Source organism: Anaerotruncus sp. 1XD42-93 (assembly GCF_009917605.1).
Taxonomy (GTDB): Bacteria; Bacillota; Clostridia; order Oscillospirales; family Ruminococcaceae; genus Anaerotruncus.
The window spans coordinates 1-15,232 of sequence record NZ_QZEG01000033.1 but is presented as its reverse complement, the minus strand read 5'-3'; the positions used below and the strand labels follow the sequence as shown (position 1 = coordinate 15,232).

The window sequence follows — 15,232 nt, the reverse complement described above, 5'->3', positions numbered from 1 at the left end:
TGGAAAGGAGGAATCCGGGTGAAACTGCGCCGGTACAACGGGATTGCATTTTTGGCCGCGCTTTTTCTGGTGCCTGTCCTGCTTTTGCAGGGCGGGGATGGGAGCGCGCTGCTTGATGCGCTCGGCTCCCAGGATCAGCCTTTCCAACAGATGGAATCAGCCATGAAGGCGTGCCTGCCGGGTGCAGACTTTTTGCGCCGGCTCCAAATTTCCCTAAAATATGCGGGCGGCAACAAGCAGCAGAACGGTGTATTTATCTCGGAAGATATGCTGATGCTGGACGTGCAGCTCAAAAGCCAGGCAATCGTCAACGCCAATATCACCAGAATGCTCGATTTTGTTGAACAGTTCCAGCGCAACAGTTATGTCATGCTGATCCCGACCGCCTGTGCGGTTCAGCAGAGCAAGGTACCTTATGATACCGTTGCGCCGCTTTATAACCAGAAACAGCAGCTTCTGGATGACGTCTACCGCCGTGTATCCGGATATCTCACCCCGATCGATGTCTATCCGACCCTGCGCAACCACCAGGAAGAATATATTTACTACCGCACCGATAACACAACCACCGGATTGGGAGGGTACTATATCTATGCGGTAGCTGCTCAAAAACTCGGCCTGAAGCCGCGCGGCATCCATGAATTCAGTGTGGAGCATCTCGACTACAACTATTACGGGGACCTTTATGCACGTTCCCCCTACCGGGAAATCCCGCCCGACCGCATATCAGCCTATTCGATGTCTAAATATTGGCGTTATTACACCGTGACCCACTACGAAAACGACGGCCGTTCCCGCAGGTATTATACCCTCTATCCGCAGTTCCGGGAGGTACTTGGGGATGTGAAGGATGTCCTCTTGGGCGGTGTTTCCCCGATTGTGACCATTGATGTTGGCAATGCTGCGGAAAGTACCAGACAGCTCCTGATCTTCGGGGACCGCTCAATGCAGAGTTACCTTCCGTTCCTGCTGGTCCATTATCCCAAAGTCACTTTTGTCGATACAGCATCCATCTCCCCCTCCCTGCTTGAACAGGTGGATGTTTCACGGTATAACCAGATTTTGTTCGCCTATATGGCGGACAGCTTCATCGACAGCGACCAGCTCTCCATCCTGTCCTGGCTGCCGCAAAGGCAGGAGCCGGCTTGAGCCTGCCCTGTGGCTGTCAGATGTCTGGAAGGATGCTTCACATATAAGCGCCATTTGTTGGGAATGCTGCAAAAATACGCTTGACTTTTTGTGGAGACTGTAGTATGATACCCAAGGGAGAGATGTCCGAGTGGTTTAAGGAGCTGGTCTTGAAAACCAGTGACTCGCAAGAGCCGTGGGTTCGAATCCCACTCTCTCCGCCACCGTTTCTTCTGACAGATAAGTTATAATGTGTTTTTGGAGATGTACCCAAGTTGGTGAAGGGGCTCCCCTGCTAAGGGAGTAGGTCGGGAAACCGGCGCAAGGGTTCAAATCCCTTCATCTCCGCCAATCCCGCTTAGAAGTTGATTCTAAGCGGGATTTTGAAATTGCCTGGGGACTTAATTTCACTTAAAAAATGTCAATAAAAATTTAGCTATTCCCACTTCATTCCCACCCCTAAATAAACTATCGAAATACAGATTACATTTATGAAGACGCCTCTTGGTGCGATATGACATAACTATGAATATAAATGGTGATTTTACAAAATTCGGCAGACCTCCAACTATCTCCCTGAGAAAGGCATCTATGTCGGCACTCCAAAAACGGCCACATCTGCCCGCCCTCTCCTATTATCTACAGCTGCAATTATGATGCTGCTGGAACACCAGGCAGGGCAGGACAAACAGAGGGTGCAGGTAGGGGATGCGTGGGAAGATCAAGATGGACGGGTGTTCACCATCGATACCGGTGCCCCCTTATTCTCAGACAGTGTGACGCAATGGTTCAGCAACTTTATCGCCCAGTTAGAGCGATTCTCGGAAGTAACGAGAAAAAGGAGGCGAGGCCGGGGAATGCAGAGCAAGGACGACAACGCAGCTATGCGTTTTCCAGACCGATGAACTTTTCTCAGTATTTTTAAGGATTGCTCTAGGTATGCCCGAAGGTGACAGTGCATAGCCTCCGGCACACCTACGCCTCCCTGATGATCGCCGACGGCGTTCCCCTGGTGGTGGTTTCCCGGCAGCTGGATCACGCCCAGGCCAGCACCACAGCCAACATCTATGCCCATGCCATAGCGTCGGCCCAGGCAAAAGCCATGCAAACCTTTGGCCGATTCAATGATCTTGTTGGCCCCGAACATGCTGAAAAAACGCTCTTAGAGGGCAGAAAAAAAGAGGCCAGGAATTGACTCCTCGACCGCTCAACTGTGTGACCTGTAGCGAACTATTGCTAAATTGGACGCTAAGCACAAAAATCCGGGCATGCTGTAAAAATAAAAAAATCCTCGCAATCCGCTGATTACGAGGATTTTCATGGAGCTGATAATCGGATTCGAACCGATGACCTCATCCTTACCAACTGCCATGGCAATATTTTTTACATATTTTTCGCTTATTTATAGCTGTTTTTATTCCATTAGATTTGCTTTCCGACACTTTTTACAAACAGGGTTTCCGTATATTCCACGTCTGTCTGTGGCTGATTATGTGGTCAGAAACCCTTGCGGCGCTTGGAGTTCCAGTCCTGAAGCAATATTGTTCCAGGCCAAGAAAGTGGTCAAATTTGAATCAAGCTGTCTTAAACCGACTGTCAACTTTTGGGAGGTATCAAACGATGAATTGCACCTCCGTTTACAATGATAAGCAGATTTCCTAAAGTCCTGTCGACTGTGTAATTTGCTTGCTTTTCACCTCTGTATTTCTACATTTTATTCTCGAAAATCACTCGACTTACGGACTCCATTCCAGTATTGTATTGCTTGCAAAAGCACCACAAAATACGAAATACAGGAGGAAAGAGTATGACCAGCATGAAAAAGCGCATTGCCGCCGCACTGACTGCGGCCACCCTCGCTATCGTTCTCACAATCCCCACAATGGCAGCGGAATCGCCTGACGACCCCGTCCGGGTGAGCAGCTACAAGGGCAGTCCTTGGAGGTGGGAGAGCGCAGCGGCCTCATCATTGGCCCCAGCGGTGCGGACTACACCGTCACCTCCAGCGACCCGGACACAATAGCGGTCGAGCAGGTGCTGACCTTCTGGGTGGCTATCGCCAAGTCAGAGGGGACTGCGGAAATCACCGCCTCCAATAGCGCCGGGGAACGTGGGAGTGTAACGCTGACAGTCAGCTCTGCTGCCCCTGCTACGCCAGAAATCCCAGACAGCGGAGACAGCATCGGCCTGACGGACAACCTGGAGATACGGCAGGAGACGATCCGGCTCATCAACCAGACCCGAAAGGCTAATGGAGTGTCAGAGCTGCCGATCAACGAGGCCCTGATGAATGCCGCCCAGATCTGCTCCAACCGGCGCTACACCTGGCATCACGCTCCGGAGGAGAGCCGGGCCGCAGTCGACGCTGGCTACCTCTACGGCTTCGGGTCCAACCTCACCGTGTTCACCGGCACTGCCGATGCCGCTCAACGCACCATCAACAACTGGATCAACTCTCCTGGACATTTCGAAACAATAATTGACCCCAGATGTGACTGCATCGGCGTGGGAGTAACCCAGCACGATGGTATAACCTACTGCTACATGTTCGTCGGGATACCCAACAGTGTCAACTTCTATGCGTAATGTGGAAATTCCAAAAATGCAGACCTAAAATCAGGAGCAGATCGTGATCATGATCTGCCCCTGATTTTCAGGTACCTTATATACCTTTAATGAATTGGAAATTGGACTTCAGTAGACAAAAAGGAGTCAATCAATTTTCAAAATCAACCCCAACACTCTCCGGGCGCAGATTTCCAAATCGGCACGGCTGATCGCCCCCAGTTTTATGGCCTCCTCCACCCGCTCCGGGTAGCCGTTGGCCATTTTCAGGTCGTTGCCTGCCAGGAGCTCCTTGTAGTGCTCTCCGCGGGTCCACCAGTCGGACATCACCAGGCCGGCATAGTCCCACTCCTCTCGGAGGATGGTGGTGAGCAGCTCCCGGCTCTCCGAGGCCCGCTGGCCGTTGATGACATTGTAGGAGCTCATAATGGCCCAGGGCTGTTCCTCCCGGACGATAATCTCAAAGGCCTTCAGGTAAATCTCCCGCAGGGCCCGCTGGGACAGGCGGGAGTCGCTGTACTTCCGGTTGGTCTCCTTGTTGTTGCAGGCAAAGTGCTTCACGGTGGCGGCGATATTCTGAGACTGGATGCCCCGGACCATGGCCCCGGCCAGCTTGCCGGTGAGCAGGGGGTCCTCGGACCAGTACTCAAAATTCCGGCCGCACAGGGGGCTGCGGTGGATGTTCACCGCCGGAGCCAGCCAGACAGAGATGTTGTTCTCCTTCACCTCCGCCGCCGCGGCGGCGGCCCCCACCTGGGCGGGCAGCTCCGGGTCCCAGGAGGCGGCCAGCAAGGTGGCGCAGGGCCAGGCGGTGGTGCAGACCCCCACCTCGGGCTGGATGCGCAGCCCGGCGGGGCCGTCGGCGGTGGTCAGGTTGGGCACGCCGTATTCCGGAAGGTTGCCCAGGCCAAAGGTGTTGGACACCCCCACATTGGGCTGGCCGCCCAAGAGGTGAATGAGGTCGCCGTCGCTGAGCTGGGCCATAAACTCATCCAGAGACAGCCTGCCCTCCGCCACAGCGGACAGGGGCTGTACCCCTGGGGCGTAAGGCTGGGCCAACATATAGCGTCCCCGCCCCGGCGTGGCGGGAGCCACCCCCTCCGCCTGGGCGGTGGTGAGGGGCTGGAACAGATTTTCCACCGTATCCGCCGCCGGGGCGGCGGGCAGGTCCTCATAGCTGCCGTCCCCCAGCAGGCGCTTGGACAGATGGGAGGGGGCCATGCTGGCGCTGAGCCGAACAAGCACTTCCGTCTCCGCCTGCTCCCAGGCGTAATCCAGCTCCACAGCGTCCCGAACGGAATTTCCCACATACAGGGCATACCGCCCCTTCTCCAGCACCCAGGCGGAGGGGGCGATCTTCCCCAGGTCGTCAAAGCTGGCCATGTCGGACACAGCGAAAGTCAGCTCTACCGTCTCGCTCTCCCCGGGCGCCAGAAGTCCGGTTTTCCTGAACGCCGCCAGATTCCGCACGGGCTTTTGCAGCAGCCCCCTGGGCGGGCAGAAATAGAGCTGAATCACTTCTTTTCCCGCCCGGTCCCCGGTGTTGCGCACCCGGACCTGGACCTGTACGGTTCCGTTTTCCTCCCCGGCCTTCAGGACCTCCAGAGAGAAGCTGGTGTAAGACAGGCCGAAGCCGAAGGGATAACAGACCTTCTCCGCCGCCCCCGGCAGGGTCTCGAAGTAACGGTAGCCCACATAGATGTCCTCGGTGTAGTCCACATAGTGGGGGGAGTCGTGGAAGTGTTCCGTGGAGGGGTAGTCGGACAAATCCCGGGCAAAGGTGTCGGGCAGCTTGCCGCAGGGATTGGCCTTGCCGGTGAGCAGGGCAGCAATGGCCGCGCCCCCTTCCATACCCCCCTGGTAGGCCAGGAGGGCAGAAGAGATGCGGTCGTCCTCCCAAAACCAGGAGACGTCCACCACGCCGCCCACATTGAGCACCACCGCCACCTTGTCAAAGGCGGCGCGGACCTGGTTTACCACGCGCTGTTCTTCTCCGGTGAGGTAGTAGTCCCCCCTGGGAAAGATGTCTTTGGCCTTTCGGGGCATATTCAGCTCGTCGGGCCAGGGGTAGTCCGGCTCCTGATAAAAGACCGGCTCCCGGTCCCAGCCCTCCCCGGAGAAGCGGCTGAGGACGATCACGGCCACGTCCGCATTTTCCCGGGCAGAATCCACCAGGTCCTGGGGCAGCGCCGGCTCGGCCATCAGGCCGGGGACGTCCCCTGCCTCATACCGCTTCTCCACGTAGTCCCGGTAAAAATCGGACAGGGGCTCATAGAGGGATACGCCCTCTTCTTTCAGGCCATCATACAGATTTTTGATATAGGCCACGGTCACATCCCCGCTGCCGCCGCCGCCCTTCACATAGTCGAAGCTGCCCTTGCCGAACAGGGCCACCCGGGTATCGGGAGCCAGAGGGAGCAGATTTCCGTCGTTTTTCAGCAGCACCGCCCCCTCCTGGGCAGCCCGGCGGGACAGAGCGATATGCTCCGGGCTGGCTGTCACCCGTTGGCTCCCGTTCAGGGGCAGGTTGGGTTGATAGCGGGCGCGAATCCATTTTTCCATAAAAAATCCTCCTTGAAAAAAGCGCCGTCGGCCGACGGCGCTTTCTGATTTATTCCTTGACGCCGCCCAGGGCGACGCCCTCCACAATAAACTTGGACAGGAGCAGGTAAATAACAATGATAGGTACAATGGCGATGGTAATCATCATGTAAATTTTGCCCATATCGAAGTTCATGTAGTCCGCGCCCCGGAGGGTGGCGATCATGATGGGCAGGGTCTGTTTGCTCTTGGAGGTAATCACCAGGGCGGGAATAAAGTAGTTGTTCCAGGAGCCCACGAAGGTGAAGATAGCCTGCACCGCAATGGCGGGCTTCATAATCGGCAGGACAATGCGGTTGAAGGTGCCGAACTCATGAGACCCGTCGATCCGGGCGGCCTCAATCAGCTCCTTGGGCAGGGAGGACTGCATGTAGCTGTGCATGAAGTAGAACACGGCGGGGGAGGCGATGGAGGGGATAATCAGGGGAAGCAGGGAGTCGTCCATACCCATGTTGGTGATCAGGCGGAGGAAGCCCAGGGCCGTCACCTGAGTGGGCATGACCAGGATGGCCATGATGAAGGTGAAGGCCGCTTTTTTCAGCCTGAAGTCATAGGCGTAGATGCCGTAGGCCGTCAGGGCGGAGAAGTAGGTTACGATGGCGGCGCAGCAGCCGGACACAATCAGGCTGTTCAGCACGCCCCGGAGGATAGGGATAGCCGGGTCGTTGATGACGTTTTTAAAGTTCGTCACCAGGCTGGAACCAGGCAGCGCGGAGAAGCCCAGCTGAAGCTGCGCGTGGGAGCGGGTGGCATTGATAATCAGGATGTAGAAGAAGAACAGACACAGAAACGCCAGGATAATCAGCACCACATGGGCCAGAACGGTCCGTCCGCTGGATTTTTTGTTCTTCATTGCGCTTTGCCCCCTTTCTTGGCGCGCTTGGCCGCGGACTTGGAGCCGTCCGGGTCGGAGTCGGTGTTCATCTTAAAGACGAACCAGCAGAGAATGGCGCTGATGATAAACAGGAAGACGGACAGCGCGCCGGCGATGCCGTAGTTTTTGGCCTGGAGGTGTTTATTCAGGTACATAATCAGCGTCATGGTAGTGCGGTCAGGGGCGCCCTTGCCGCCGGTGAGGATCTGGGGCACGTCGAACATCTGCAGGCCGCCGATAAGGGAGGTAATCAGGGTGTAGGTCAGCAGGGGCTTGATCTGGGGCAGGGTAATCTTAAAAAATTTCTGGAGGTGGGTGCAGCCGTCCAGCTCCGCCGCCTCAAAGATGGAGGGATTGATGCCCATGATGGCCGCCATCAGCATAATGGTGGTGTTGCCGAACCACATGAGGAAGTTCATCAGCCCTACCAGGGTGCGGGCCCCCAGGGTGGACTCCATAAACCGGATGGCCTCTCCCACCACACCCATGCGCAGCAGGATGCTGTTGACAGGTCCGGCGTTGGAGAACAGGGCGAAGAACAGCATGGCGAAGGCGGAGGCCATAATCAGGTTGGGCAGGTAGATGACCACCTTGAAGAACTGCTTGCCCCGGATTTTCAGCCGGGCGTCAGTAAACCAGGAGGCCAGCACCAGCGCCACGATAATCTGGGGCACAAAGCCCAGAATCCACATGACAAAGGTGTTCCAGGCGTACTTGGGCAGGTCGGAGGAGAGCAGGGAGGTGTAGTTGGACAGCCCGGTCCAGTTGGGGCCCACGGTCTTCAGGCCGAAGGCGTAGTACTCATAGAAGCTGTTGCGGATGGTGTCCGCCAGCGGGATGAGCGAGAAGATGGCATAGCTTAAAAAGAAGGGGAGGATAAAAATATATCCCCATTTGGCATAGCTGACGCTTTTGATTCGATTCTCGTTTTTCATCAGAAGTCCTCCTTTCACAGCGGTTTACGGCCAAAGCACGCCGCCGCCCACCAGCCAGGGGTAGCGCTCGGTGATGGCCATCTCAAAGTTGTCCTTGGCCTTGTCCAGGCTGATGACGCCGTTGAAGTAATCGCCAAAGGTGTTTTGGAACTCCTCCACACAGCCCTGGTCATAGGAGGAGATGTTGGACAGGTCCACTGTGGCCGCCACATCGGACAGCACGCCGATGTAGTTCTGTCCGCCCAGCAGCTCGATGCCGAAGTCGGGAGACTGAGCCAGCTCCTCCATCAGAGGCTGGTCGTTGCTCATCTCGCCGTAGTTCATGGCCAGGGTGCGCAGAAGGTCCCGGTCGGCGGTCATGGTCAGCATGATATCCCTGACCTGGGAGGCGTTATCGGTGCCGTTGGCGGCCACCAGCCAGGTGCCGCCCCAGAAAAAGCTCTGGGGGCTGGGGCAGACGGCCCAATCCTGGGCGGCGGCGGTATCCTTCACGTTGGGGGCGATACACACATCCAGACCCCAGGCGGGGAGGAAGAAGCAGAACACCTTGGAGTCAGGGCCCATGTCCTTGTTCCACTCGTCGTTCCACTGGCCCGGCACGTTGTGGCTGATGCCGCTCTCAATGTCCTCCATGGAGCGGTCCACCCAGTTCATCATGTTGGGGTCCACCACCACGGTCTTGTCGTTCTTCACCCAGGGGGCGGAGACGTTGTTGGAATACACCCGGGCGGTGTCCGCCCGGCCGGAGTACATGTAATAGCCGGCGGCCTTCATCTGCTCCGCCGTCTCGTAAAACTTATCCCAGTCGGCCACGGCGGCGCCTACGGTCTCCGGGTCGTCGGTGCCCAGGACGGCCTTGGCGATGGAGCGGCGGTAGACCAGCATGCCGGGGGTGGCCTGGTAGCTCAATCCCCGGATCTCACCGTCGGAGCCGGTCATAGCCTCCAGGGTGTAGCGGTACTGGTTGGCAATATCCGCATCGGTAATGCCCAGCTGGGAGATGGGGAGTGCCACATTGACCTCCGGGTCGACATATTTCAGGGCGTAGTCCGCCTCCACCAGGAACATGTCAATCCGGTCGTCGGCGGCCACCCTGCCCTGCTTGAGCAGCGCCTCATCCAGCTTCTGCTGATAGACGCCGTCCTGGGTGGGGTTCACAATCCAGTGGACCTCGGTGCCGTCCTTCAGATAGGCGATGGATTTGTCGTCCGAGAGCTGTTCCACCTGGGGGTAATTCTCGTTGAACTTGCCCTGGAACTCCTCGTTCCACACATAGATGTTCAGGACCTTGCCGCCGTCGCTGGCCTGCACACCGCTGAGCAGGCCGCCGCCGCCCCCTCCGCAGCCGCTCAGCAGCCCGAGGACTGTCACGGACGCCAGGGCCAGGCTCAGGATTTTCTTTTTTCTCATGTTCCACTCCTCCTATCTCAGTTTGCGCAGCCCGCAGGGCTGCCGTGTAATAAAAATTATAGACCGGCGGGTAACAGCTGTATATAAAAACCAATTAACAAATATCAAATCCATGACCGAATTTGGAGACTATCACAGTTTTTCTCCGACTTTTCCGGATAAACCGCCAGACTGTCTCTTGCCAAAATGTCAGATTTATGATATATTTGTGCCAAAATTTCAGGGAGGTGCCCCTATGGACAGACAGCCAAGCTGGCAGCCCGTTCTTCTGGAGGAGGAGGGCGAAACCACCAGCCACCGGGAGCCGGGGGAGGAATTTTTGTTCTACCGCTCGGTGGCGGCGGGCCTCATTGACGCGGTGCAGGAAAATTGCAGCCGGGGGGCCTTTGAGAACATGGAGGGGGTGGGCAAGCTCTCCGACAACCCGGTGACCAACCTGCGCTACCACTTTGTGGTCACCGCCGCCATGCTCACCCGCTTCTGCATGGAGGGCGGGATGCCTCTGGAGGAGGCCTTCGGTCTCAGCGACGAGTATATCCGAAGGATGGACTGCTGCAACAACATGTCGGAGATCGTCTATGTCCACGACCAGATGGCAATGGACTTCGTATGCCGGATGCGGCAGCTGCGGAAAAACATCGCCTCCTCCAAGCAGGTGGCTGAGGCCATCGACTACATCTACGTCCACATCATGGATAGGATCACGGTGAACGAGCTGGCAAAGTCCATTAACATCTCCCCCACCCACCTGTCCCGCATCTTCAAGCAGGAGACGGGCATCTCGGTGAGCGAGTACATCCGCCAGCGGAAGATCGACATGGCGAAAAACCTCCTCCGGTTCAGCAATTACGACTTTGTGGAGATCGCCGTTATGCTGTCCTACTCCTCCCAGAGCCACTTCATCCAGCACTTCCGCTCTCAGGTTGGGATGACCCCGTTTCCCTTAATTAAAGATATTGTTGGGTAAAAAAGAAAGGTCAGTCGATTTTGCCGATGAAGCGGTAGTAGATTTCTACTTCCTGCTCACGGCTTCCGTCCTCGCCCTTGACAGCTTCGTGGACGGTTATTTTTTCAATTAGAGTGTTCAGAAGTTCGGCGGTCAGCTCCACAGGGTTGACATACTGTTTCATCAGGGCAATCCACTTTTCAGCATCCGCTGCGGTCTGTACGGCGGCTTCCATCGTTTCGTGAAGCTGCCTTATTTTTGTTTCAAGCTCCTTTTGCTCGTTCTGGTACTTCTCGGACAGCATATTGAAGTTATACTCGGTTATGCGTCCGGCAGACCAGTCCTCATACATTTTAGCAAACAACCCGTCAACCTCGGCTTTACGCTTTTCCGCCTTTTTCAGCTCCGCAGCCTGCTTTTTCTTCGCAGAGTTTCTTTCCCTGTCGCTGACATTGAGCAGCCGTTTCAGCAGCTTGTCCTCGTCTTTCTGTGCCAGCATAGACCAGTATTGCAGTCTTGCAAGTACATAGGCATACAGTACATCATAGCGGATATAGTGCATGGAACACTGGCGTAATCCCTGTCCGTTTTTGCTGCAATGGTAGTACCCGTATGGGTTTTTGTTCTGCTTGTTTTCCCCATAGGCTAAAGACCATCCGCAGTCTGCACATTTTATCAATCCTGCGAAAATCTGTGTCGTACCGTTTCTGCGTTTCCTGCGTCTGCTTGCAATCAGCTCCTGAACTTTTTGGAACACTTCTTCGGAAATAATGGCTTCGTGGGTATTTTCCACACGATACCATTCTTCCTGCGGCTTCCGCACCTTTTTCTTGTTCTTGAATGAAATGTTGCTCTGCTTGTTGTGAACGCTGTGACCGATGTAAGTTTCCTCTTTCAAAATGCTCTTGACTTGTGCTATCGTCCACGCATAGGCTTTTTCTGCGGGCGCACCGGCGTAGATATTGGCGAAAGTCCCGTATCTTTCATAGTTCAGCCAGCCGGGGGTAGGTACTTTTTCCTCCACCAGAATCCGTGTAATGCTGGCGGCTCCACGCCCGTGTACAGCAAGGTCAAAAATCTTCTCTACAATCCAGCGTGTTTCCGGGTCGATCAGAAGATGACCTTTTTTGTCCGGGTCTTTTACATAGCCCAGCGGTGCATAGGCTCCATAGTGTGCGCCATTGGCAAATCTTGTGCGCATGGCAGCCTTGACCTTTTTGCTGGTCTGTCGGGCGTGCATTTCATTTAGGATGTTTAAGAACGGGGCAAGCTCGCTTTCTCCGTTGATGGTGTCCACATTGTCATTGATGGCAATGTAGCGTACTCCCTTGCTGGGGAAATAGATTTCCGTGTACTGACCGGTCAGGATATAGTTTCTCCCCAGACGGGATAAATCCTTTGTGACAACGCAGTTGATTTTCCCGTCCTCGATGTCATCAATCATCCTTTGGAAACTTGGACGCTCGAAATTTGTCCCGCTCCATCCGTCGTCAATGTACTCGTCTACAACGGTCAGCCCATGCTCTGTGGCATACTGCCTAAGCATCATGCGCTGGGTCTGGATACTGCCGCTTTCCCCCTGTAATTCATCGTCTGACGACCAGACGAATAGACGTAGAGGAAAACACCGAGAAAAACAGGGAAAATGCCCGATTATCTGTCAAAACTCCGACAAAAAATGTAGAAAAGATGGCCTATTCTGGCACACACCACGAAAAAACCGAATATCGAAACCACAAGCCGCACAGTAACTGACGAACACTCAGCTACTGCGCGGCTTTTTTGTTATATAGCCGCTTTGCTCCGACGACACAGATCGCCGGGGCTTTTTTCATTTAGACAGGAGGCTTTGAAAATGCCGGAAACTTTGAATCTGAATTACTACTACGGGAATGAAGCCGACCAGTACAGCTTCTACCGCATCCCGAAAATCCTATTGACCGACCGCCGCTACAAGAGCATATCTCTGGAAGCAAAGGTGCTGTACGGCCTGCTGCTTGACCGCATGGGGCTGTCTTCCCGCAATGGCTGGCTGGACGATAACGGGCGCGTGTTCCTCTACTTCACCCAGGAGGAAGTCATGACCATGCTGGACTGCGGCAAGGACAAGGCGACGAAACTGTTCCGCGAATTGGAAGGCATCGGCCTTGTGGAACGGAAAAAGCAGGGCCAGGGACACCCCGCCCGGATTTACGTCAAGAACTTCATTCTGGAGCCGGAACCCTCCGCGCCGGTTCAGACTGCGGAAAACCAGCAGTCAAGACCGCTTTCCAGTGCCGCAGTCAAGACTGCTGAAAAACCGCAGTCTGCACCCCTGAAAACCAGCGGTCAAGAGTGCGGAATATCCGCTCCTAATAATACTGATATAAATAAAACTGAAAAAAGCGATACTGATCTATCCATCCCACCCCCTACCCCCTTAGTGGTTTCTTCTCCTGCTGGTAAACGCGCTCCGCGCAGGATGGGATTGGATGAGATGGAAAGCTACCGCGAACTGATTTTAGAAAATATCGACTATGAAATTCTTCTGGAACGGAACCCCTGGGACAAGGACTTGCTGGACGGCTACGTGGAGTTAATGCTTGAAATCTGCTGCTCCACACGGGAATCTGTCCGTATCTGCGGGCAGGAAATACCCACCGAGGCTGTCAAAAGCCGGTTCCTGAAGCTAAACAGTGAACATATCGGCTATGTCATGGACAGCCTGAAAAGCAACACCGCCAAAATCGGCAACATCAAGGCGTATACGCTGGCTGCGCTCTACAACGCCCCCGTCACGATGGGGCAATATTACACATCCCTTGTCAGCCACGATATGGCGCATGGGCTGCTGGACGGTTAAGCCGCCCGGCGCTTTGCAATACATCAATCAAACCAAAGGAGGACTTTTGCATGGAACATGAGATCAACATTCTGGTGGTGGAACCGGGCAGAGCGCCCAGGCCGGCGCGGGTGGAGTATTCGCTGGAAACCTTTTCGCAGATTGTCGGCGGGGAGTTGGCGATGGGCTGTTTCCTGCCCCAGCGGGTCATGCTGCTTTACAACGAGGACGCCAACCGTCAGGGACTGCCGCCCAACCGCTGCAATCCGTTTGTAAACGAGTGCATCAGCGGTACATTCCTGCTGTGCGGGCTTTCAGACGGGGAGGGCTTCTGTTCCCTTTCCCCTGCCCAGCAAGCCGAGTTTCAGAGCCTTTTCGCCAGTCCCGGCGAGTTTATGATGCTGGGGACAGACCACCTCTGCGCTTCTCCTGCCGAATTTGCCGAAACCGCTGGCAGGCTTTGGGGCGGCATGGCAAGCGGCGAGTCCGTGGTGCTGACCAAGTGGGGCGGAAAGGAGGCCGGTGCATGAAATACCTGCTCCGCCGCCTGCTGGTTCCGCCTTAGCGCACACCAGTTTAGTCCCAGCCTGCAAAGAGAGGAGGTTTTACCATGCAGGACGAAGTACGCGAAAAATCAGTGGCTCTCACCATCAAGGTCGGCAAAATGGGCGGCAGGCTGACCGCCGGCCTGCTGAAATGGGCCATACAGAAGTATCTGGCGCAGGCCCGGAACCCGCAAATACACCACGGCAAGCAGACCGTAAAGCAGCTTGTAAGCCAGGGCGCAGGTGTGCAGAACATCGAAATCACCGACAAGAATATTAAGTCCTTTGAGCGCGTGGCGAGGAAATACGGGGTAGATTTTGCGCTGAAAAAAGACCCGGCGCAGGGGAAATACCTTGTCTTTTTCAAGGCAAGGGACGCGGACGCGCTGAACGCCGCCTTTGCCGAGTATGCCGGGAAAAGCCTGAACCGCTCCGCGCAGAAAAAGCCGTCGCTGTTAGGCCAGCTTTCCCACTTCAAGGAGATTGCAAAGAACCTGACGCGGGATACCGCCAAAAACCGGGAGAAAGGGGGCGTTGAACTTTGAAATTTGATGTAAAGAAAATCCTGCTCCCCAACCTGCCTTATCTGTTCATCTTCTGGTTTTTCAACCGTGTGGCGGAGGGCTACCGGCTGGCAGAGGGCGCGGATATGGTGACAAAGGCAATGGGCGCGGTATCGGGCCTGGGGACGTTGATTTCCAAAAACCCGCTGCCCAGCTTCTATCCACGCGACCTGCTGTTTGGCGCTGCCGGCGCGGTCATTATCCGCGCTGTGGTCTATTTCAAGGCGAAAAATGCCAAGAAATACCGCCACGGGGTTGAGTACGGTTCGGCGCGTTGGGGAACCCCAGACGATATACGCCCTTTCGTCAATCCCAAGTTTGACCAGAACATTCTCCTGACGCAGACAGAGCGCGTCATGGTGGGGCGCAACAAAATCCCCAAGTACAACATCAACAAAAACGTGCTGGTAATCGGCGGTTCCGGCTCCGGCAAGACCCGCTTCCACATTAAGCCCAACCTCATGCAGATGAACGCCAGCTATATCGTGACTGACCCAAAAGGCACGGTCGTTCTGGAATGTGGGAAAATGCTTCAGCGCGGCGGGTATGAGATAAAAATACTCAATACGATTGACTTCAAGCAGTCCATGAAGTACAACCCATTCCGCTATATCTACTGCGAGAACGACATTTTGAAGCTGGTAAACTGCATCATGGAGAACACCAAGGGCGAGGACAGCAAGGGCGGTGAAGATTTCTGGGCGAAAGCCGAAGCCCTCTACTATCAGGCGCTGATCGCCTACATCTGGTATGAAGCGCCGGAGGAAGAAAAGAACATGACCACCCTGCTGGAAATGCTCAATGCGTCCGAGGTGCGGGAGGATGATGAAAACTTCAAAAACGC

The 15,232-nt window shown here is 55.3% G+C and carries 12 protein-coding genes, 3 tRNA genes and 1 pseudogene; 10 read left to right on the top strand and 6 right to left on the bottom strand.

The window, feature by feature from the left end; translation table 11 throughout:
* Window positions 1-18 precede the first annotated feature (18 nt).
* From D5269_RS11720 to D5269_RS11700, 4 genes are all read left to right on the top strand, one after another.
* Window positions 19-1,149: a DHHW family protein gene (locus tag D5269_RS11720; protein WP_120485591.1), complete on the top strand. Its 1,131-nt coding sequence runs from the start codon at window positions 19-21 to the stop codon at window positions 1,147-1,149.
* Window positions 1,150-1,265: 116 nt separating this feature from the next.
* Window positions 1,266-1,352 (top strand) — tRNA-Ser (locus tag D5269_RS11715).
* A 36-nt stretch (window positions 1,353-1,388) separates the two neighbouring features.
* Window positions 1,389-1,479: transfer RNA gene (locus tag D5269_RS11710), tRNA-Ser, on the top strand.
* Window positions 1,480-2,077: 598 nt separating this feature from the next.
* Complete coding sequence (locus D5269_RS11700) at window positions 2,078-2,323, top strand: tyrosine-type recombinase/integrase (protein ID WP_161910571.1); 246 nt, start codon at window positions 2,078-2,080, stop codon at window positions 2,321-2,323.
* Window positions 2,324-2,448: 125 nt separating this feature from the next.
* On the opposite strand, the gene D5269_RS11695 is transcribed toward D5269_RS11700, so the two are convergent.
* Window positions 2,449-2,537 (bottom strand) — tRNA-OTHER (locus D5269_RS11695).
* A 398-nt stretch (window positions 2,538-2,935) separates the two neighbouring features.
* Here D5269_RS11695 and D5269_RS11690 point away from each other — a divergent pair.
* Window positions 2,936-3,714, top strand: a pseudogene (locus tag D5269_RS11690) (CAP domain-containing protein).
* A gap of 126 nt (window positions 3,715-3,840) precedes the next feature.
* Here the strand turns inward: D5269_RS11690 and D5269_RS11685 are convergent.
* The 4 genes from D5269_RS11685 to D5269_RS11670 are packed head-to-tail and all read right to left on the bottom strand — an operon-like array spanning window position 3,841 to window position 9,513.
* Window positions 3,841-6,255 carry a glycoside hydrolase family 3 protein gene (locus D5269_RS11685; protein ID WP_120485589.1) on the bottom strand — a complete coding sequence of 805 codons (2,415 nt, stop codon included), beginning with the start codon at window positions 6,253-6,255 and terminating at the stop codon, window positions 3,841-3,843.
* A gap of 49 nt (window positions 6,256-6,304) precedes the next feature.
* Entirely contained in the window at window positions 6,305-7,147 is an 843-nt protein-coding gene (locus D5269_RS11680; protein ID WP_120485588.1) for a carbohydrate ABC transporter permease, read from the bottom strand.
* Window positions 7,144-8,103 (bottom strand): sugar ABC transporter permease, encoded by a 960-nt coding sequence (locus tag D5269_RS11675; protein WP_120485587.1) that lies wholly within the window; start codon window positions 8,101-8,103, stop codon window positions 7,144-7,146. The genes D5269_RS11680 and D5269_RS11675 overlap by 4 nt, the downstream gene beginning before the upstream one ends.
* 24 nt (window positions 8,104-8,127) lie before the next feature.
* Complete coding sequence (locus D5269_RS11670; protein WP_120485586.1) at window positions 8,128-9,513, bottom strand: extracellular solute-binding protein; 1,386 nt, start codon at window positions 9,511-9,513, stop codon at window positions 8,128-8,130.
* 235 nt (window positions 9,514-9,748) lie between these two features.
* On the opposite strand from D5269_RS11670, the gene D5269_RS11665 reads away from it, so the two are divergent.
* A complete protein-coding gene (locus tag D5269_RS11665; protein ID WP_120485603.1) occupies window positions 9,749-10,480 on the top strand; it encodes a response regulator transcription factor in 732 nt (243 codons plus the stop codon).
* A gap of 10 nt (window positions 10,481-10,490) precedes the next feature.
* Here the strand turns inward: D5269_RS11665 and D5269_RS11660 are convergent, their stop codons facing one another.
* Window positions 10,491-12,113 (bottom strand): recombinase family protein, encoded by a 1,623-nt coding sequence (locus tag D5269_RS11660; RefSeq protein WP_120485585.1) that lies wholly within the window; start codon window positions 12,111-12,113, stop codon window positions 10,491-10,493.
* A gap of 201 nt (window positions 12,114-12,314) precedes the next feature.
* Here D5269_RS11660 and D5269_RS11655 point away from each other — a divergent pair, with 201 nt between their 5' ends.
* The 4 genes from D5269_RS11655 to D5269_RS11640 all read left to right on the top strand — a co-directional run.
* On the top strand, window positions 12,315-13,301 hold the full coding sequence (locus tag D5269_RS11655) for a DUF6017 domain-containing protein (protein WP_120485584.1): 987 nt from the start codon (window positions 12,315-12,317) through the stop codon (window positions 13,299-13,301).
* Between the two features lie 50 nt (window positions 13,302-13,351).
* Window positions 13,352-13,810 (top strand): DUF3846 domain-containing protein, encoded by a 459-nt coding sequence (locus tag D5269_RS11650; protein ID WP_120485583.1) that lies wholly within the window; start codon window positions 13,352-13,354, stop codon window positions 13,808-13,810.
* An 80-nt stretch (window positions 13,811-13,890) separates the two neighbouring features.
* The gene (locus D5269_RS11645; RefSeq protein WP_120485582.1) at window positions 13,891-14,370 is read left to right on the top strand and encodes a PcfB family protein; all 480 of its coding nucleotides are present in this window, start codon (window positions 13,891-13,893) and stop codon (window positions 14,368-14,370) included.
* On the top strand, window positions 14,367-15,232 hold an 866-nt coding region (locus D5269_RS11640; RefSeq protein WP_158604954.1), incomplete at its 3' end, for a type IV secretory system conjugative DNA transfer family protein. The genes D5269_RS11645 and D5269_RS11640, both read left to right, overlap by 4 nt.

What these genes read in the sequence shown, in the direction of transcription:
- D5269_RS11685 (WP_120485589.1), bottom strand. Translation starts at nt 6,255, where the DNA reads ATGGAAAAATGGATTCGCGCCCGCTATCAACCCAACCTGCCCCTGAAC.
- D5269_RS11680 (WP_120485588.1), bottom strand. Translation starts at nt 7,147, where the DNA reads ATGAAGAACAAAAAATCCAGCGGACGGACCGTTCTGGCCCATGTGGTG.
- D5269_RS11675 (WP_120485587.1), bottom strand. Translation starts at nt 8,103, where the DNA reads ATGAAAAACGAGAATCGAATCAAAAGCGTCAGCTATGCCAAATGGGGA.
- D5269_RS11670 (WP_120485586.1), bottom strand. Translation starts at nt 9,513, where the DNA reads ATGAGAAAAAAGAAAATCCTGAGCCTGGCCCTGGCGTCCGTGACAGTC.
- D5269_RS11665 (WP_120485603.1), top strand. Translation starts at nt 9,749, where the DNA reads ATGGACAGACAGCCAAGCTGGCAGCCCGTTCTTCTGGAGGAGGAGGGC.
- D5269_RS11655 (WP_120485584.1), top strand. Translation starts at nt 12,315, where the DNA reads ATGCCGGAAACTTTGAATCTGAATTACTACTACGGGAATGAAGCCGAC.
- D5269_RS11650 (WP_120485583.1), top strand. Translation starts at nt 13,352, where the DNA reads ATGGAACATGAGATCAACATTCTGGTGGTGGAACCGGGCAGAGCGCCC.
- D5269_RS11645 (WP_120485582.1), top strand. Translation starts at nt 13,891, where the DNA reads ATGCAGGACGAAGTACGCGAAAAATCAGTGGCTCTCACCATCAAGGTC.